We start from the raw sequence: 18986 nt of genomic DNA, 5'->3' as shown, positions 1-18986 counted from the left end.
GCATGATCCCCCGGCCTGTGCCCCCGCCTCGGACGACCACCGAGGGCCCCGTCCCCGCCGACGTGCGCATCGGCGCGGTCGTGCTCACCATGGGCGACCGCCCGATGGAGCTGACCGCGCTGCTCGACTCGGTGGCCGCCCAGTACGGCCCGCCGATCGAGGTCGTGCTCGTGGTGAACGGCGGCAAGTCCCCCACCGACCTGCCCGATTTCGTGCGGATCATCGAACTCGACGACAACATCGGCATCCCCGCGGGCCGCAACGTGGGCGCGGCGGCGCTGGACTGCGACGTCGTGATGTTCCTCGACGACGACGGCCTGATCCGCGACCCGGGCATCGCCAACCGGCTGCGCTCGGCCTTCGCGCACAACCCCGACCTCGGGATCGTGACGTTCCGGATCGTCGACCCGGTGACCAAGACCACGCAGCGGCGCCACGTGCCGCGGCTGGGCAGCGGCGCGCCGCTGCGGTCCGGTGCGGTGACCACCTTCCTGGGCGGCGCGTGCGCGATACGCGCCGAGGTCCTGCGCGAGGTCGGCGGCCTGCCGGACCAGTTCTTCTACGCCCATGAGGAGACCGACCTCGCCTGGCGCGCGCTCGACGCCGGCTGGACCGTCGACTACCGGGCGGACGTCGTCCTGGAGCACCCGGCCACCAGCCCGGCCCGGCACGCGCACTACCACCGCATGAACGCACGGAACCGCGTCTGGCTGGCGCGGCGCAACCTGCCCTGGCCGATCGTCCCGGCGTATCTGGCCTCGTGGGTGGTGATCACCGCGGCGCGGCGTCCGAACCGGGAGGGCTTCCAGGCGTGGACGCTAGGCTTCCGCGAAGGCTGGCACGAATCCTGCGGACCGCGGAACCCGATCTCGTGGCGCACCGTCTGGCATATGACAAGGCTCAGACGGCCCCCGCTGATCTGACGCCTCTCGACCTGTCCCTGCGTCCGGCTCCGTTTGTCGGACGCCGCTGTCCGGACGGCGTCCGTGCGACGCCGCCCGGACCGCCGTTTCCCGCACGTCCGCCCCTTTGTCAACCTCGACGGAAAGTCTCCCCGTGGTTCACAGCGCAACCGCCGGAACGGGCTCGCCCGCAGCCGCTCCGGCACCCCCCGGCAAGAGCGAGACGCTCGCCGAATACGCCGCCAGGCACCAGCTGAGCGTCAGCGGTGCCCGGCCCGGCTTGCGCGACTACCTGCGCCAGCTCTGGGGCCGCCGCCACTTCATCGTGGCGTTCGCCAACGCCAAGACCCGTGCCTCGTACAGCACGGCACGGCTCGGCCAGGTGTGGCAGGTCCTCACCCCGCTGCTCAACGCCGCGATCTACTATCTGATTTTCGGCATGATGCTGAAGACCGACCGGGGCATCGACAACTACGTCGCGTTCCTGGTCACCGGCATCTTCGTCTTCAGCTTCACGCAGACCGCCGTTCTGGCGGGCGCGCGCTCGATCAGCAGTCAGCTCAACCTCATCCGCGCGCTGCACTTCCCGCGCGCGAGCCTGCCCATCTCGTTCACCATCGTGCAGTTGCAGCAGCTGCTGATCTCGATGGTGGTGCTGTTCGCGATCGTGCTGGCGAAGGGCGAGCCGCTGACCCTGAAGTGGCTGCTGGTGGTCCCCGCACTCCTGTGCCAGTTCGTGTTCAACGTGGGCCTGAGCATGATCGTCGCGCGCTTCGGCGCCACGGTCACCGACATCAACCAGCTGATCCCGTTCCTGATGCGGACCTGGCTGTACGTCTCCGGCGTGTTCTACAGCATCGCGACCTTCACCGAGGACGCCCCGGCCTGGGTGCGGCACGCCCTGGAGTCGAATCCCGCGGCGGTCTACATCGAATTGATCCGCGACTCGCTGATCGAGAGCCATGTGACGATCCCCGCGCACACGTGGCTGCTCGGCGTGGGCTGGGCGCTCCTCGTCGGCATCGGCGGCTTCATCTACTTCTGGCGCGCGGAAGAGAGGTACGGCCGTGGCTGAGACCATCCCGGCGCAGGGCAACGCCGCACAGACCGGAACCGCGACGGACACGGCCGCGGCCGGCGCCGCGCCGACCGAACAGGCGGCAGTCGGCACGGCGACGGACGGTGCGGCCGACGTGGCCGCGGAAGCCGCCCGGGTGCCGACGGTCGTCGTCGACAACGTCAAGCTCACCTACCGCGTGCACGGCGCGGGCGCGGGCAAGGGCAACGCCACCTCGGCGCTGTCGCGCATCATCGCCCGCAAGGGCGCCGCGGGCGTCACCGAGGTGCATGCCGTCAAGGGCGTCAGCTTTGTGGCGTACAAGGGCGAGGCCATCGGGCTGATCGGACGCAACGGCTCCGGCAAGAGCACGCTGCTGCGCTGCGTCGCGGGGCTGCTGCCGCCCACCAGCGGCAAGATCTACACGCACGGCCAGCCGTCGCTGCTCGGCGTCAACGCCGCGATGATGAGCGAGCTGACCGGCGAGCGGAACATCATCCTCGGCTGCCTCGCGATGGGCATGACGCAGGCCGAGGCCCGGGCGAGCTACGAGTCGATCGCCGAGTTCTCCGGCCTGGAGAAGATGAGCAAGGGCATCCTGAACCGGCCCATGCGCACCTACTCGTCCGGCCAGGGGGCGCGCCTGCGGTTCGCCATCGCCGCGGCGCGCAGCCACGACGTGCTGATGATCGACGAGGCACTGGCCACCGGCGACCGGGAGTTCCAGCAGCGCAGCGAGGCCCGGATCCGCGAGCTCCGCGAGGAGGCCGGCACGGTGTTCCTGGTGAGCCACAGCATGAAGTCGATCCGCGACACGTGTGAGCGGGTCATCTGGCTGCACGACGGGGTCATCCTGCAGGACGGCCCGACCGCGGAGGTCGTGGCGGCGTACGAGAAGGGCGCGTAACCCGTACGCAGTTGGTCCGAACATCCGTTCCGGAGGGGCCGGGGGCACACCGCCCCGGCCCCTCCGGCATGCCGTCACGGGCCCGTTCGCGGGCCCGCGGTGCGCCCGTCGGCGCGGTCGCCCGCCGGGCCCGCAGTCGAACGGCGCTTCGACGGCTGCCACCACGAGGGTGAAAGTCCGCAACCATTCCGTCTCCCGAGGTGTTGGACAGGCTGCCGCGGCGGCACGTACCCCCTCCAGCCCCAACACCTAAGGAACTTCTGATGGCGAACCTCCTCCAGCGCGTGTCGGCCTCTGCCGCGATCGCGACCTCGGTCTTCGGCCTCACCGCCGTCGCCGCGCCGCAGGCCGTCGCCGGCAACAACGACGACGGCAACGTCGCCCTCCAGGCCGGCAACGAGTCGGCCCAGGCCATCGCCAACTCGAGCAGCAACGGCTACATGAGCCCGAACATGGCGGTCATCCAGGGTGGCGTCATCAACTGCTTCGGCGTGAACAAGATCCCGCTCCAGGGCGCGGTCGGCGTCCTCGGCGCCGGCGTCGGTGTCCAGGACATCCTGACCGACCAGGTCAGCCAGGTCTGCAGCCCGAACGCGATGCAGCAGACCGGCGACGACCCGCTGGCGCACGTGCTGTCCAGCGTCCTGTCGGAGAACGGCTGACCCAACCCGCCGGGCCGGACCGCGCGGGGCCGCCTCCACCCCGCCTGACCGCCCCAGCGACCACCGGCGCGGTGCCGGCCCTCCCGGCACCGCGTCGGCCCCGTGTGCGCGGGCAGCGCGCACTCGCGCGTTCGTCGGCGCCGATCGGTAACGTGACCGCGCATGACCACGGGACACGACTTCTTCTCGGACGCATTCGTACGGGCCGCAGGGCCGCATGGAGCCTGGGTCGGCGAGCAGTTGGAGGCGTTCAACGCCTTCATGCCGATGGGCGAGTGGAGCGTCAACCTCAACGACCGGGTGTACCGGCAGAGCGGCCGCGAGGTCGCCGTCTCGGTGCTCGGAAGTTTCTCGACCGGTGACGACTCCTGGCTCTGGGGCTGGGCGAACCCCTCCTGGGGCGATCCCGAGGTCACCTCGGCGGCGCGGGCGCTGCGCGCGATCGGGGAGCGCGACGGCATCCCCGAGTTCACCACGGACCTCGTGCCCCTGTCGGGCTTCGCCGACCCGCGCATGGCCGCGGAGACGATCGCGTTCGCGGCGATGGGCCTGCTCGGCTCCGACGGCTACATCGGCGTCACCGCGAACGCGACCGGACGCCTGTACATGGTCGTCGACGACAAGCAGGTGCCGCGCGCCCGCCCGGACGCGATCACCCTCCCCCGCATGCTCCTGACCGGCACCGGGTTCCTTCCGGTGCCGCACGAGGCCGTGGTGTCCGGGTACTTCGCCCACCACGGCCTGGCGACCCGGCGGGTGGGCGACGGCGTCCACGCGACGCTCGACAGCGGGGACACCGTCGAGGTGGACTTCGACTCCGCGGGCCGCGTCGGACAGGTGCGGATCTCGGCCGCGCCGCGCTCGGTGCCGTCCGGCGCCTGGTGGCACGTCGCGGGCGCGGGCGTGGCCCAGGCGCTGGAGCAGGACGGCGAGTTCACCGGGTTCGTCGGGCAGTTCCCGTACCAGGGCCACGATCTGACGCGACGGGTGTTGACCTGCGGGCCGCACGAGGTGCGCGTGCGGGTGCTGGGCACGGTCGATGCCGCACGAACCCGTTGGACCTGGGACGCGGACACGCACGCTCGGCTCACCGCGCTGCCGGGCCTGGCCCAGGCACCCGAGGCGGACCGCGAGGTGGACGTGAGCGAATGCGCCGACACCGACGCCGTGCTCATGCTGCTCAGCCACGGGGCCGCCGGCCTGCTCGGCGGCGGCTGCGTGGTGGACTTCGCCGATCAGGACGGGCGCAACGCGTACGTGTGCGTCGACGACCCGGTCGTCCCACGCGCGACCTCGCCGGACGCGGTCGCCGAAGCGGTGCGCGGCGCGGCCGACATGACGGTCCGCCTGGTCCCGGAGCCCCGCCGCGGCACGGTCGCCGCCGCGCTCGTCGAGAACTACCTCGCGGCCCGCGGCGAGGTGGGCCGCGAGGACGCCCCGCAGGGCACGACCTTGCGCGCCCGGGCGGCCGGTGCGGCGCTGACGGTCCGCGTCGACTCAGGGGGCGGCACTGTCGTCGACGTGGCCCGGTGACGGGGCCGTTGACCTGGACCCGCGACGGGCCCGCGACGAGTCCCGCGACAGGGTGCGAGTACGCCGCCACGGGCGTTCCTGCGCGGAGCTGACGCGCCGCCAAGTCGGCTGTTGCGGACGGGAGTTCAAGACGTCCGATGTCGGTAGGCAATGGAACAATGGTTGTCATGAGCCCCTGTTGCCCAATGGAACAGGGCAAATCGGCGTAGCCAGAAGCGGAGTTCGATATGACCCTGACTCGGAATCCCGCTCCCGTCCGCATGACGACCGCCCGCCGCGCGCTGGGCCGTATCTCGACCGGCGCGATCCGCACGCACGTCGGCGAGCGCGGTGGCGCCCCCGGCATCTCCGCCCGCACCCTGCACACCCTCGACACCCGCAACCTCGTCCGGTACGGCGACCCCGTCCCGGGCCTCGGCCGCCCGATCCGCCCCACCAGCGCGGGCGCCCGGGCGCTCATCGCGCGCGGACCGGCGGGCACCGGCGCCTGGCGCTGGCTGCTCGACCAGGACCGGGTGTGGGTCGCCGCCGACGGCAGCACCATCCCGATCGCCGAGATGCCGCCCGCGTACTGCGGCAACGCCGCCGCGTGGCTCCAGCGCCACGCGTCGCTGATCCGTCGGTACGCCGCCCCGCGGCGCCGCACCGACGCGCTGACCTGGATCGACTCGACGCCGCTCATGCGCGCCCTGATGGAGTCCGCCGCCGACTGACACGGTGCCCGAACGGCCCGCCGGCGCCCGGTTCCCGAAACACAGTTGCGGGAACCGGGCGCCGTCTGCGGATCATGGGCACATGGCCCCACCCGCGGAGAACGCTGCCGAGTCCCCCATCGAAACCCCTCGCGGAGCCCTCGGCGCGAACCCCGCCGAGGGCTCCGCCCTCGTCCCGGCCGAGGTGTCTGCCGCGGTCGGCGCCGACGTCCCCACCGTCGTCCCCACCGACGTCCCCGTCGTCGTCGCGGCGATCGCCGCCCGTTCCGCCGCGACGGACGTCGTGCCCGTGTGGCGCAACGAGCTGGGCGGCCTGACCTTCCGCCTGACCGGCGGGCCCGACGGCGTCCGCTATGCGAAGTGGGTGGCCGCGGGCACCCCCGAGATCGATCTGCCCGGCGAAGCCGTGCGCCTTGCCTGGGCGGGGCGTTGGGCCGCCGTACCGTCCGTCGTCGAGCACGGCAGCGACGCCGACGGCGCCTGGCTGGTGACCCGCGAAGTGGCCGGCGTCTCCGCGGTGGACCCCCGGTGGGCCGCGGCCCCGGCGGTCGCGGCGGCGGCCATCGGCCGGGGCCTGCGCCTGCTGCACGACGCCCTGCCGGTCGACGACTGCCCCTTCGACTGGAGCGTGGCGCGGCGCCTGGTACGCGCCGACGAGCGCATCGCCGAGGGCGAGGGCCAGGAGGAACGCTTCCCCGAGCACCGGCACCTGGCGACGGCCGAGGCACGCGCCCGGCTCGCCGATACGCCGCCGGTGGACCGGCTCGTGGTGTGCCACGGCGACGCGTGCGTGCCCAACACCCTTGTCCACGACGACGGCACCTTCGCCGCGCACGTCGACCTCGGCTCGCTCGGTATTGCCGACCGGTGGGCGGATCTCGCGGTCGCCGCATGGAGTCTCACCGAGGACTTCGGCCCGGGCTTCGAGGATGTGCTGCTCGACGCGTACGGCGTCGTGCCGGATGCCGAACGCCTGGCGTACTACCGGCTGTTGTGGGACATGGCCTGACCGGCCGGGTCGTCCGGAGCGGTGTCGGCCTCGTGCCCCGGCCACCACATGCGTCGGCCGACCAGCGCGGTCAGGGCGGGCGTGAGCAGCATCGCCATGACGAACGCGGTCACCGCGATGCCGAAGGCGAGCGTGAATCCCAGCTGCACGAGGGTGACGTTGCCGCCGAGCAGCAGCGTCGCGAACGTGCCGGTGAGGATCAGCCCGGCCGAGGCGATCGCCGGTCCGCTCGCGGCCACCGCACCCGCGGTCGCCTCCCGCGGTGCGCGTCCCGCACGGCTCTCCTCGCGAAGCCGCGACACCATCAGGATGTTGTAGTCGGTGCCCAGTGCGACGACGAACAGGTACATGACGATGGGCAGCACGAAGACCAGCCCGGCCTGGTCGGCGAACTGCCGGAACACGATGGTGCTCGCGCCGAGCGTCGCACCGAACCCGAGCGCGACGGAGAGCATGAGCAGCCAGGGCGCGACGAGGCTGTGCAGCAAGAGGCCGAGGATCACCAGGATGCAGGCGGCCGCGACCGGGAAGACGACGGCGTAGTCGTGGTCGACGGCCGAACTGGTGTCCACGCTCACCGCGGTGGCGCCGCCGACCAGGGCCTTGGTGCCGGGCGGCGCGGCCTGCCGGGCGGCGGGGCGCAGTTCGTCGCTCAGGACGTCCATCGCGGCGGCGGATGACGGCGCGTCGGCCTGCACGACGGCGAACTCGGCGGTCCGGCCGTTCCCGCTCACCCGGGGCTTCTCGACGGCGACGACCCCGGGGACCCGGAGCGCATCGCCGTACGCGGCCAACTGCTCCGGCGTCGGAGCCGCGGCCCCGGTGGCCGTCAGGTAGACCTCGGTCGGCGCTGTGACGCCCGCCGGGAACCCCTCCTCGAGGTCGCGCGTCGCGACCTGCGAGGGCGCATCCGAGGGGGTCGCCATCCCGGCAAGGTCGAAGTCCGGTTTGTAGCCCAGGGAACCGAGCGCGAGCAGCGCCATCAGCAGGGCCGACCCCGCCGCCCAGCGGGCCGGGCGGCAGGCGACGGCTTGCCCCAGACGGGTGAAGGCCCCGCCCTCGGCCGGCCGGTGCTGCGCCGAGCGCGACGGCCAGAACACCTTCGGCCCGAGCAGCGAGACGATCGCCGGGATCAGGGTGAGGCCGGCGAGGAGCATGACGAGGACCGCGAGGGCCAGTGCCGGACCGAGCGAACGCAGCAGTCCCAACGACGACAGCGTCAAGGCCGCGAAGGCGACGACGACGACTCCGGCGGCCGAGGCGATGGCTTCGCCCACCCGGGTGACGGCGTGGCGTACCGCGGTGTCCGAGTCGGCCCCGTCCCGCAGTGCCTCCCGGTAGCGGAAGAGCAGGAACAGCGTGTAGTCCGTGCCGACGCCGAACAGCACGACGGTGAGCAGTTCGGTGGTGATGGTGCCCGCGGTCAGGTCGAAGGCGTCGTCGACGGACGCGATCAGGCCTCGCGCGACGGGGTAGACGCCGGCGATCACGACCACCGGCAGGAGCGCGGCGACCGGACTGCGGAACACCAGCAGGAGCAGCGCCAGGATGATGACGACGGTCGCGACGGCCACCGTACGCGCGGCGTCCTCGTCGGCCTCGTCCTCGTCGACGGAGGTCGCGGACGGGCCCGCGACGCCCGCGGTGAGGCCGGTTCCGCGGGCGGCGTCCGCCAGCGCGCCGCGCAGGCCCCTGATCGCGTCCTTGCTGCTCTCCGCGCCCGGATCCCCGGCCGTGGGGATCACGACCTTCGCGACCTGCACGAGGCGGTCGGGCGAGGTCGGGCCGGGCGTCATCGAGGCGATACCGGGGATGTGCGCAGCGGTCAGGTCACCCGAAATGCGCTGCACCGTCGCGTTGTCCGCGTCGGTCAGGAAGCCGCCGTCCGCGCGCTGGAAGACGACGACCGCGCCGCCGTGGTGGACGGGGAACGCGGAGGTCTGCAGGCGCTGGGCCTTGACCGACTCGTAGGAGCCGGGCAGGAAGTCGGCCTGGTTCGTGGTCGTCTTCAGACTCGGCGCGAACACCACGACGAGGGCCCCCGCCACCACCCAGAGCGCCACGACCCACCAGGCGCGCCGCACCACGAATCGGCCGATCGCCGCAAACATCGCCTGACCTCCGGTGGGGCGCTCCGGGCGGCCCCTGCCCCGGTGGACCGGGCCCTTCCGCCAGGATCGGCCCGCGCACCGCCGACCGCGACCGCAGTGGACCGGACGGCGGAGCGCGGTCCCCCGAGTGCATCGGCTTCGTAACAGCGGCGCGCTCGGACTCCGCGGCCAACTACCGTGCTCTGCGGGGCGCCTCGCGCGACGTCTGCGCCAAACGGCCGGACCAGGGGGGTACGGCCGGCAGGGGGCGCGGCGCCGCGCCACATCACACCGAAACTGGGGGGTTCACGGTGCGTTCCACCATGTCCCGGCGGGCGGCGAAGCATGCCGTCGTGCCCATGATCCTCGTCGCGCTCGCCGGTCTGACGACGGCCTGCCAGAAGGACGGCTCCGACTCGCCGCTCGGCGAGAAGCCGGGCTTCTCGGCCGAGGCGCGGCCCTCGGACAAGGCGTCCGACACATCATCCGACAAACCGTCGGGCAATGCGTCCGACAAACCATCCGGCGGCGCGTCCGACGGTCCGGCCAAGGGCGACACGCCCGGCGGCGGGCTCGCGACCGCCGAGCAGCTGACCGCGGTCCTGCTGGACGACGGCGAGATCGGCGGTGACTACCAGGTCGAGCGGACCAACCGACCGTTGGAGGAGGACAATTCGATCGGCAAGGCCGACGACCCGCGGTGCCAGGTGCTCCTCGACCACCCGGTCGGCGACAAGCCGCCGCCCTTCGCGAGCCGCGAGTACACGCCGGATTCGCCCGCGACCGGGCCGCTGCCGGACGTCACGTTCCTCCTGATGAGCAAGCCGCACGCCGAACACCTGAAGTGGCTCGCGGACCTGCAGGAGTCGTACCAGAAGTGCGAGCACTTCAACGCGCTCATCGAAGGGAAGACGTACGAGGTCGAGACGGGGATGGAGGACTACGAGATGTACGGCCTCGACAGCTTCGAGTACCGCATGACCATCACGACCGATGCGGGCAACGTCGAGGTCCTGTTCGTCTACATCATCGAAGGCGACACCATGATCGCGGTGAACGCGGTGAACGCCGCCGGGGCGGGCGAGCCGGAGGCGCCGACCGACCTCATCCAGGCCCAGATCGGCAACCTGCGGGAACTCGCCGACTGACACGCGCCGTCCGGCCGGCGCAACACGCGTCCCGGGCCACCGAGCCCGCCGGCAGGCAAGCTGCCGGGCCCGCGAGTCCCCCTTCACCGGGCGGATCCGCGGGCTCGGCGGCGAGCTTGGCCGGCGTGGTCCGAACTACGGGTTCGATGCCGCGACCAGTTCCCTGGCCTCCTCCTCGGTCGCCACCGAAGGCGGCGAGCCCATCAGCGGTTTGCTCGCGGTCTCGTCCATCTTCCAGGCGGCCACGATGCCGACCGCCGCCGCGAGCATCATGTAGAACGCCGGCATGTAGTCGTTGCCGGTGCCGCTCACCAGCGCCTCGGCGACAAACGGCGTCGTACCGCCGAATGCCGACACCGAGATGTTGAACGACACGGACAGCGCACCGGAGCGGACCTCGGTCGGGAACAGCGCGGGCAGCGCGGCCGACATGGTGGCGAGGAAGCAGACCAGCACCAGGCCGAGGATCATCAGGCCGAGGAAGATGGTCACCAGGCCGCCCGCCTGGATCAGGGCGAAGCACGGCAGCGGCAGCAGGATGAACCCCGCGCACCCGCCGATGATGACCGGGCGCCGTCCGATGCGGTCGGTGAGCCCGCCGAGCGGGTGGATGAGGGCGAGCAGCACGACCATGACGACGACGATCTGCAGCAGGCCGTGCGTCTCGTCGTAGTCGAGCGTGTCCGAGAGGTACGTCGGCATGTAGGACAGCAGCATGTAGTCGTTGATGTTGTACGCCGCCACCAGCGCGATGCACAGGATCATCGGCGTGCGCTGCTCGGTGAAGATGCGGCGGAACTCGCGGAACGAGCCGGCCTCCGGGTTCTTGTCCGGCGTACCGTCCGATCCACCGCCGGCGCTGCCGTTCGCCTTCCCGTCCGCGTTGCCGCCGCTGCCGCCGTCCCCGGCGCCGTCCGACTTCGCGCCGCTGGCCGCCTGCGCCTCCAGGACCTTGGTGAACGCCGGGGACTCCTCCAGCCGCAGCCGCAGGTACAGCCCGACGATGCCGATCGGGGCGGCGAGCAGGAAGGGGATGCGCCAGCCCCAGCCCTCCATCTGGTTGTCGTCGAGCAGCGCGGTGAGCAGCGTGACCAGGCTCGCCGCGCTGATGTAGCCGATGAGCGTGCCGAATTCGAGGTAGCTGCCGTAGAAGCCGCGGCGCCGGTCGGGCGCGTACTCCGCGATGAAGGTGCTGGCGCCGCCGTATTCGCCGCCCGCCGAGAAGCCCTGGACCATCCGGAACAGCACCAGGAGGGTGGGCGCCGCGAAGCCGATCGTGGAGTAGCTCGGGATGAGGCCGATGCTCAGGGTCCCGCCGGCCATCATCAGCATGGTGGTGGCGAGCACCTTCTTGCGCCCGATGCGGTCGCCGAGCGGGCCGAAGAAGAAGCCGCCGAGCGGACGCACGACGAACGCGGCGGCGAACGTCGCGAAGGACGACAGCACTTGCGCGGTGTCGTTGCCGGACGGGAAGAACACGTGGCCGATGGTGACGGCCATGTAGGCGTAGATGCCGAAGTCGTACCACTCCATCGCGTTGCCGAGCATGGTGGCCCGGACCGCGGTGTCCACGGTCTTCGTGTCGACGACGGTGATGTCTTCCTGGCGCAGCGCGTCGGTGCCCACCGTTCTCCTCACGTCCGACGATCTCTTGACGTCGTATCGGACAAACAGGATGAATCTATACATCCCAACCAAGGCATGCTTGCAATGACGCTGTAATTACGGTGTTATTCATCCCCGGCGCGAGTCGTTGACCGAAGGGGCAGGCATGGCGTGGGACTTCGAGACCGAACCGGAGTTCGAGGAACACCTCGTCTGGATGCGCGCGTTCGTCGACGACGAGCTGATCCCCCTGGAACCGGTGTTCGACGGACTCCCCGCCGACGAATGGCGTGTCGTACGCGAGCACCTCCGCGACCGCGTCAAGGCGCGCGGCCTGTGGGGGGCGTTCCTCGACCCCCGCCTGGGCGGGGCGGGCTTCGGGCAGCTCAAGCTCGCCCTCATGTCGGAGATCATCGGGCGCTGCATGATGTCGATGACTGTCTTCGGCGTCCAGGCCCCCGACAGCGGCAACATGGAACTGCTCGCCCACGGTGCGACGGACGCGCAGAAGGAGCGCTGGCTCTGGCCCAACCTGCGCGGCGAGATATCGAGCGCCTTCGCCCTGACCGAACCGTTCCTGGCCGGCGCCGACCCGACCGTCATCGGCACCACCGCGGTGCGCGACGGCGAGGACTGGGTCCTCAACGGCCGCAAGTGGTTCATCACCAACGCGTCGGTGGCCGACATCGTCCTGGTCTTCGCCGAGACGACGCCGGAGGGGCGCCCGCACCGGCACGCGTCGGTCTTCGTCGTCCCGGCCGGCACCCCGGGCATGGAGATCGTGCGCGACATCGGCACCATGGCGCATCCGGACGTCGCGTACGGCCGACCGGGCAACCACGCGGAAATCGTCTTCCGCGACTGCCGGGTGCCCGGCGACCACCTGATCGGCGGACCCGGCGACGGCTTCGTGCTGGCCCAACAGCGGCTCGGCGGGGGACGGATCCACCACGCGATGCGGTGGCTCGGGCAGGCGCAGCGGGCGCTGGACATCATGTGCGAGCGCGCGGTCTCGCGTACCTCGCACGGCCAAATCCTCGGCCGCCACCAGATGGTCCAGGACTACATCGCGCTCTCCCACATGGAGATCCAGGCGGCCCGGCTGCTCACGTTCCAGACCGCATGGCGCATGGACCGGCACGGCCCCGGCCCGGTGCGCGCCGAACTCGGCATGGTCAAGGCCCACGTGTCGAAGGTCGTGCTGGCCGTGCTCGACCGCACGATCCAGGTCTGCGGCGCACTCGGCTACTCCTCGGACCTGCCCGTCGAGGCGTGGTACCGCTCGACGCGCTTCGGTCCCATCGGGGACGGCCCCGACGAGCTCCACAAGTCCGTCCTCGCCCGTACGCTGCTCGCCCGCCACACGCCCGTCGAGGGCTGGCCGTCCGAGCACATCCCGTCCCGCCGCCCGGCCGCCGAGCTCAAGTGGGCCGAACTCCGGGCGGCGGCAGGCGTCGCGTGACGCCACGGCATCCACGGAGGCATCCGATGAGTGAACGCACGGACCCGCGGCAGTCCCCCGCGGTCGGCACTCCCCCGGCCGATTCCCCCGCCGCCGGTCCCCCGGCGGTCGGCCCTGCTCCCCCGGTGTTGTCGCTGGCCGGGCGCACGGCGCTGGTCACGGGCGGCGGTACGGGCATCGGCAAGGCAATCGCCGCCGCCCTCGCGGCGGCCGGTGCGCGCGTGACGATCTGCGGTCCCGACGCCGGCGTCCTGGACGCGGCATGCGCGGAACTCGCGGCGGCCGGACTCCCCGGAGTGCGGGCCGTGGACGCGGACGTCACCGACGAGTCGCGCATAGCGGCGGCGGCCGAGGCCGCCGCCGCGGAAGACGGCCATCTCGACATCGCGGTCGCGAACGCCGGTACCGCGATGCCGGGTTCGCTGCTGCACCTGACCACCGAGCACTGGATGGTGCCACTGGGTGTGAACGTGCTCGGCACGGCGCACACCGTCAAGCACGCCGCCCGCCTGATGCGTACCCGCGGCGGCGCGATCGTCACGGTGTCGTCGATCTCCGCCGCGCGCCCCGCCGCGTTCATGAACGGCTATTCGGTGTCGAAGGCCGCGGTGGACGAACTCACCCGGTGCGCGGCCGCCGAGTTGGGCCGCTTCGGGATCCGCGTCAACGGCGTACGCCCGGGCTGGATGGCCACCGAGTCCGCCGCGGCGGCCACCACGCCCGAGAACCTGGCCATCATGCGGGCGGGGACACCGCTGGCCGCCGGCGCGGACAGCCCGCTCGGTGACCCGGCCGACGTGGGCCGCGCCGTGGTGTTCCTCTCCTCGGACCAGGCTTCGTGGATCACCGGCCAACTGCTCGGCGTGTGCGGCGGCTCGTCACTGCCACCGCCTTCGGGCGACTTCGCGCACGCCGCCCGGTTTTTGTTCGCCGACGAGATGGACCGGGACTTCGGCCCGGCGGACGGTGGTGCTTCTCCCGGTGCCTCTTCCGATGCCGCCACCGGTGCCCCGACGACCGGTGCCGCATCCGGAGTCGGGGCCGGAGTCGGGGCCGACAGCGTGTCGAGGGGGCAGTGATGCGCGCCTGGCAGGTCATGTCCCACGGAGAGCCGGTCGACGCCTTGCGGCTGGTGACTATCGACGAGCCGCAGCCCGGTCCCGGCCAGGTCCGGATCCGGGTCGCGGCGGCCGGCATCGGTCTGCCGGACGTCCTGATGTGCCGGGGCAGCTATCCCCTCACGCCCGCCCTGCCGTTCACCCCGGGGCAGGAGGTCGCCGGGACGGTCACCGCGGTCGGCACCGGTGTGGCGGTCCCGTTCGGCAGCCGGGTGATGGCGGTGACCGCGTTCACGGAGGGGTACGGGTCGTTCGCCGAGGAGTGCCTCGCCCCGGCGGGCTCGGTACTCCCGGTGCCGGACGGGCTCGGCGACGCCGACGCGGCCGGGTTCTGGATCCCGCACCTGACCGGCTGGACCGGCCTCGTGCACCGGGGCCGCGTCGCCGCCGGGGAGTGGCTCGTGGTGCTCGGCGCCGCGGGCGGCAGCGGCATCGCCGCCGTGCAGTTGGGTGCCGCCCTCGGCGCCCGGGTCGTCGCCGTGGTCGGGGACGCCGAACGCGCGGCGTACTGCCGTCGTCTGGGGGCCGAGGCGGCACTCGACCACCGGGCCGGGCCGATCGCCCCGGCGCTGCGCGAACTCACCGGCGGACACGGCGTCGACGCGGTCTACGACCCCGTCGGCGGTGCCCTGGCCGCGGATGCGGCGAGCGTGCTGGCCCGGGGCGGCCGTCACCTCGCGGTCGGGTTCGCCGGCGGCTCTTGGGCGCAGATTCCGACCCACCAGCTCGTCGTCGCCAACGCCTCCCTGGTGGGGGTGTTCGCCGGCGGCTACACGCGCGCGGAACTGGAGGCCGTGCACGGCGAGTTGTCCGCGCTGCTCGGCGCCGGAAAGCTGCGGAGCGCGGTGACCGGCACCGTACCCTTCGACGACCTCCCCGACGGCCTCCGCCGCGTCGCCGACCGGGGCGTCGTCGGCAAGCTCGTTCTCGGAGGCACCTGAACCATGGCGAAACCGTCCGACCTCGACCTCGACGCGGACCGCATCGTCGCGGCGGCGATCGAGATCCTCGGCGAGCAGGGCCTCGATGCGGTCAGCATGCGCAGTGTCGCGGCGCGCCTCGGGGTGTCCCCCGTGCCGCTCTACAGCCGGATCGGCAACAAGGAGGCGCTGGTCGAGGCGATCGCGGACCGGCTGCTGGCCGACGTGGCGCCGCAGGTGGCGGCCGACGAGCGGTGGGCCGCGTACGCGGTGCGCTGGGCCGCCGAACTCCGGGCCCGGCTCAGGCAGGTGCGCGACAGCCGGCTGATCGTGTCGCCGCGGCGGCAGGCGTACGTCGAGGCCTCCCGGCCCCTGGTCGAGGTGATGCGCCGCGACGGGCTGCCGGGCGACACCGCCGTTCGTGCCTGCCGGCTGATCATGTGGGCGACGGTCGGCTTCGTGGCCCTGGAGTCGGGCGCGTCGCCTCCGCGGGAAGGCCGTCCGCGCCGCGCGGCCCGGGCGGGAGGCGATCCGGATGGCGTGTCGGCGGAGGACGCCGACATCCTCTTCGGCCTGCACATCCGCTACCTCGTCGAAGGCATCGACCGCGACGCGGGGGCGGACGGGCGGACGGGGCCGACCGGGACCGGGACGGACTCGCTCTCGACCGGCACGACAGCGACGGATGACCCGGCCGAGTCGACCGACCCGACTGGCCCGACCGGCCCGACCGGCCCGACCGGCCCGACAACTGGAGCGCATTGATGGACATCCCCACACTCCGCGCGGACGACAAGGTCGTCGTGGTCACCGGGGGCAGCAAGGGCCTCGGCCGTGCGATGGCTCTCGGCTTCGCGGCGGCCGGTGCGCATGTCGTGGTGGCGAGTCGCAAGCAGGAGGCGTGCGAGGAGGTCGCCGCCGAGGTACGCGCCCTGGGGCGCAAGGCCCTCGCCGTCGCGTGCCATGTGGGCGACTGGGCGCAGTGCGAGGCGCTGGTGGCGGCGGTGGTCGCGGAGTTCGGACGCATCGACGTCCTGGTCAACAACGCCGGCATCGCCCCCGTCCCGCCGTCGCTCGACGCGGTCACCGAGGACCTGTTCGACAAGACGATGGCCGTCAACCTGAAGGGGCCGCTGCGGCTGACCGCGCTCGCCGCCGCGCACATGCCGCGCGGCGGGTCGGTGGTGAACATCAGTTCCAAGGCGTCGCTGCACCCCTCGCCGTTCACCGTCGTGTACGCCGCCGCGAAGGCCGGGCAGAACGCGCTCACCAAGGCCGCCGCACAGGAGTTCGGCCCGCGCGGCATCCGCGTGAACAGCATCGTGTGCGGCATGTTCCACACCGACAGCCTGCACAAGTCGCTGCCGACCGAGCCGATGCAGGCGGACATGGCGGCGCGCGTCAGCCTGGGCCGGATCGCCTCGCCGGAGGAGATCGTGGGCACCGCGCTCTACCTCGCGAGCGACGCGTCGTCGTACCTGAACGGGGAGCTGATCACCCTCGACGGCGGCTGATCGGGGCAGCCGCGGCGGCGCTGCGGCCGGCTTTCCGACGCTGCACACATGGCCACCTGGCTCCCAAAGGCATCGCCTGATAGACCTGACGATCCGTCAGCGAGAGAGGACGTCCCGTGCCGGAGGCAAGTGTGCCCGTGCCCCACCCCTTCCCGGTCCGCCGCGTGGTCACCGGTCACCGGGACGGCCTGCCGGTCGTCGCGGCCGACGGCACGCCGCCGGTCACCGTGGCGTCGCCGACGGGCCACGGCCTTTCCGAACTGCTGTGGCTGACCGGGGCGCCGGGCACCGCGGACGACGGCGGGGAACCCGATGCCGCGCTGCGCGGGTCGTTCCCCTCGGAAGGTGCGGTCGCGTGCCGCCTGATCCGCTTCCCGGCGGCCGCCCCGGGGACCCCGCTCGACGAGACGTGGCTGCGCGTCCCCGGCGACGATCCCGGGCAGCCGGGCATGCACCGGACCGAGACGCTCGACCTCATGGTGGTCCTCGACGGGCACATCGTCCTGGGCCTGGACGACGGCGAGCACGCCCTCGGCAGCGGTGACGCGGTCGTCCAGCGCGGCACCCGGCACCGCTGGCGGGTGGTCGGCGACAGGCCGTGCACCTTCCTGTCCGTACTTCTGTCGCCGAACCCCAAGGCCGCGGCGTCCGACCGGCCCACCGCGGACGCCCCCGCGGACGCCCACATCGCCCCCTCGGCCGAGCCGCGCGACGGCGCGCCCCGGCTCCTGGTCACCGGCGCGGACGCGGACGGGCGTTCTTTTGCCGCGCTGTCCGGCGCCGCGGCCCCCGCCTTCCCGCCCGCCGGCGTGGCGTTGTACGACCTGTGGCAGACCGGCGGCCCGCTCGGCAACCCTGGGCAGGGCTTCGCCGGGGTTCCCGAGGGTGTGCCGTGGGCGCTCGAACCCCTCGGCGGCGGAGCGGCGTTCCGGAGGGTGGAGCTCGCGGCCGGGCACGATCCCGGCGAGGCGGGGTGGCACACGACCGAGACGATCGACGTCGGCGTGGTGGTGTCCGGCTCACTCGAACTGGCCCTGGGGACCGAGGAATCCGACGCAGCGTCCGTCGTCCTCCTGGGTGCGGGCGACACCGTGGTCCAGCGCGGCACCCGGCATCGCTGGCGCCCGGTCGGCGCCGAACCCGCCGTGCTGGTCTCGGTGATGCTCGCCGTCACGAGCGGGTGACACAGGCCGCGGGGTGACAGGGCCCGAGGGTGAGCAGCGGTCGCGCGCGGGCGGTCGTCCCGCGCGCGACCCTCACCAGCGCATGTAGACGTCCTCGGCCCAGCCGAGCAGGTTGTCGACGACGACGTACTCGCCGTAGTCGGTGCGCACGCGGCCCGAGTAGTGGCCGAAGCACTGGTCGGTGCGGTTCGCGAACAGCCCGATCTCGGTACGCGCCCTACGGTCGTGGAACGGCGTGAACACCAGGTCGACCTGGTCGGATCCCGGAGTGCGGACGGTCCAAGGCGCCAGGAAGTCGGCCGTGGAGTACTGCCAGTCCAGTTCCTGGTCGATCTTCGTGACGCGGCCGTCCACGCACAGGGCGTTCTCGGTGGCGCCGGTACCGATGGTCCACTTGCCGCCGAGTTGGAGGCCGACCGTACGCCCGCCGCAACGCCCCGCCGCCGCACCCCAGTTCCATCCGACCCGGCGCGGCCAGCGGCCCCGGCCGTGGTCGAGCGTGCCCCACGCGTCGTCGCCGAACGCGTACACGTCGCGGCCCACCCGGACCTGGCCGGTCGCGGGCAGTGCCACGTGCTTCGAGGTGTACTGGAACCACCGTGGGCTCCAGGGCACCACGACGCTCATCGTCTCGTGGCCTTCCGGGCGCGCGACCAGCAGGTCGGCTTCCAGCGGTTGCCGCTCCGGGGTGACGCACCGTGCTCGCAGGCGTGTTCCGGCCTCCTCGCGGCGGATCTCGATCCGCACCCGGCCGCCCGTCGGGCGCTCGGGGCCGACGACCACATCGGTGTCCCGTTGCAAGGCGTCGGGTGTCGCGCCGGCCGCTGCGTGCGACAGGGGTGCGCCGGCGATGGTCTCGGGCAGGCGGGCGGCTCCACCCACCGGCGGGACGACGTCGGTGCGCTCGATCTCGTACCCGCCGTAGGCCAGGAAGTGCACGGCGTGCACCCGGAAGTAGTCCAGGTCGCCGACCGTGAGCGCGATCAGGTGCGTCGGTGTCGTGACGCACCAGTACTCCCAGCGCTTGGTGCGCCCCCAGCCGCGCAGGTTCGCGCGGTGCAGCGGCGTCCGGGACCAGCCCACGGCCCCGGGATTCAGCCGGCCGTCCGCCAGGCACAGGTCGACCGGGCCGGTGATCTCTCGTTCCCCCGATGTCATCGGG

17 protein-coding genes are annotated in these 18986 nt (G+C 72.5%); 14 read left to right on the top strand and 3 right to left on the bottom strand.

Annotated features, from left to right (window positions below; translation table 11 throughout):
- Positions 1-2 precede the first annotated feature (2 nt).
- From ACWD12_RS20980 to ACWD12_RS20950, 7 genes are all read left to right on the top strand, one after another.
- A complete protein-coding gene (locus tag ACWD12_RS20980) occupies positions 3-923 on the top strand; it encodes a glycosyltransferase family 2 protein (RefSeq protein WP_358355184.1) in 921 nt (306 codons plus the stop codon).
- Between the two features lie 133 nt (positions 924-1056).
- Complete coding sequence (locus ACWD12_RS20975; RefSeq protein ID WP_358355130.1) at positions 1057-1977, top strand: ABC transporter permease; 921 nt, start codon at positions 1057-1059, stop codon at positions 1975-1977.
- A 118-nt stretch (positions 1978-2095) separates the two neighbouring features.
- A complete protein-coding gene (locus tag ACWD12_RS20970; RefSeq protein WP_358355182.1) occupies positions 2096-2866 on the top strand; it encodes an ABC transporter ATP-binding protein in 771 nt (256 codons plus the stop codon).
- A gap of 263 nt (positions 2867-3129) precedes the next feature.
- Positions 3130-3528, top strand: coding sequence for a rodlin (locus ACWD12_RS20965; protein ID WP_358355129.1), 399 nt, complete (start codon positions 3130-3132; stop codon positions 3526-3528).
- A gap of 162 nt (positions 3529-3690) precedes the next feature.
- Entirely contained in the window at positions 3691-5061 is a 1371-nt protein-coding gene (locus ACWD12_RS20960) for a DUF6882 domain-containing protein (protein ID WP_450100773.1), read from the top strand.
- Between the two features lie 227 nt (positions 5062-5288).
- Entirely contained in the window at positions 5289-5774 is a 486-nt protein-coding gene (locus tag ACWD12_RS20955) for a hypothetical protein (protein ID WP_450100772.1), read from the top strand.
- An 82-nt stretch (positions 5775-5856) separates the two neighbouring features.
- Positions 5857-6783 carry a phosphotransferase gene (locus ACWD12_RS20950; RefSeq protein ID WP_450100771.1) on the top strand — a complete coding sequence of 309 codons (927 nt, stop codon included), beginning with the start codon at positions 5857-5859 and terminating at the stop codon, positions 6781-6783.
- Here ACWD12_RS20950 and ACWD12_RS20945 read toward each other — a convergent pair.
- On the bottom strand, positions 6756-8894 hold the full coding sequence (locus ACWD12_RS20945) for an MMPL family transporter (protein ID WP_450100770.1): 2139 nt from the start codon (positions 8892-8894) through the stop codon (positions 6756-6758). The two genes, ACWD12_RS20950 and ACWD12_RS20945, sit on opposite strands and share 28 nt — an antisense overlap.
- 332 nt (positions 8895-9226) lie before the next feature.
- On the opposite strand from ACWD12_RS20945, the gene ACWD12_RS20940 reads away from it, so the two are divergent.
- Positions 9227-10021 (top strand): hypothetical protein, encoded by a 795-nt coding sequence (locus tag ACWD12_RS20940; protein WP_450100769.1) that lies wholly within the window; start codon positions 9227-9229, stop codon positions 10019-10021.
- A 135-nt stretch (positions 10022-10156) separates the two neighbouring features.
- On the opposite strand, the gene ACWD12_RS20935 is transcribed toward ACWD12_RS20940, so the two are convergent.
- Positions 10157-11710 carry an MFS transporter gene (locus ACWD12_RS20935; RefSeq protein ID WP_450100768.1) on the bottom strand — a complete coding sequence of 518 codons (1554 nt, stop codon included), beginning with the start codon at positions 11708-11710 and terminating at the stop codon, positions 10157-10159.
- An 82-nt stretch (positions 11711-11792) separates the two neighbouring features.
- Here ACWD12_RS20935 and ACWD12_RS20930 point away from each other — a divergent pair, with 82 nt between their 5' ends.
- From ACWD12_RS20930 to ACWD12_RS20905, 6 genes are all read left to right on the top strand, one after another.
- On the top strand, positions 11793-13088 hold the full coding sequence (locus ACWD12_RS20930) for an acyl-CoA dehydrogenase family protein (protein ID WP_450100767.1): 1296 nt from the start codon (positions 11793-11795) through the stop codon (positions 13086-13088).
- A 26-nt stretch (positions 13089-13114) separates the two neighbouring features.
- Positions 13115-14167 (top strand): SDR family NAD(P)-dependent oxidoreductase, encoded by a 1053-nt coding sequence (locus ACWD12_RS20925; RefSeq protein ID WP_450100766.1) that lies wholly within the window; start codon positions 13115-13117, stop codon positions 14165-14167.
- A complete protein-coding gene (locus ACWD12_RS20920) occupies positions 14167-15147 on the top strand; it encodes an NADPH:quinone oxidoreductase family protein (RefSeq protein ID WP_450100765.1) in 981 nt (326 codons plus the stop codon). Before ACWD12_RS20925 ends, ACWD12_RS20920 begins: the two co-directional genes overlap by 1 nt.
- Before the next feature lie 3 nt (positions 15148-15150).
- Positions 15151-15891 carry a TetR/AcrR family transcriptional regulator gene (locus ACWD12_RS20915; protein ID WP_450100764.1) on the top strand — a complete coding sequence of 247 codons (741 nt, stop codon included), beginning with the start codon at positions 15151-15153 and terminating at the stop codon, positions 15889-15891.
- Positions 15891-16640, top strand: coding sequence for an SDR family NAD(P)-dependent oxidoreductase (locus ACWD12_RS20910; RefSeq protein ID WP_358355112.1), 750 nt, complete (start codon positions 15891-15893; stop codon positions 16638-16640). The genes ACWD12_RS20915 and ACWD12_RS20910 overlap by 1 nt, the downstream gene beginning before the upstream one ends.
- A gap of 131 nt (positions 16641-16771) precedes the next feature.
- Positions 16772-17824: a cupin domain-containing protein gene (locus ACWD12_RS20905; RefSeq protein WP_450100763.1), complete on the top strand. Its 1053-nt coding sequence runs from the start codon at positions 16772-16774 to the stop codon at positions 17822-17824.
- A 72-nt stretch (positions 17825-17896) separates the two neighbouring features.
- On the opposite strand, the gene ACWD12_RS20900 is transcribed toward ACWD12_RS20905, so the two are convergent.
- Complete coding sequence (locus ACWD12_RS20900; RefSeq protein ID WP_450100762.1) at positions 17897-18982, bottom strand: DUF2804 domain-containing protein; 1086 nt, start codon at positions 18980-18982, stop codon at positions 17897-17899.
- Positions 18983-18986: the final 4 nt, after the last annotated feature.

The sequence above is a fragment of the Streptodolium elevatio genome, assembly GCF_053592165.1.
The sequence above is the reverse complement of the archived record's forward strand: the minus strand, read 5'-3'. Positions and strand labels throughout refer to the sequence as shown.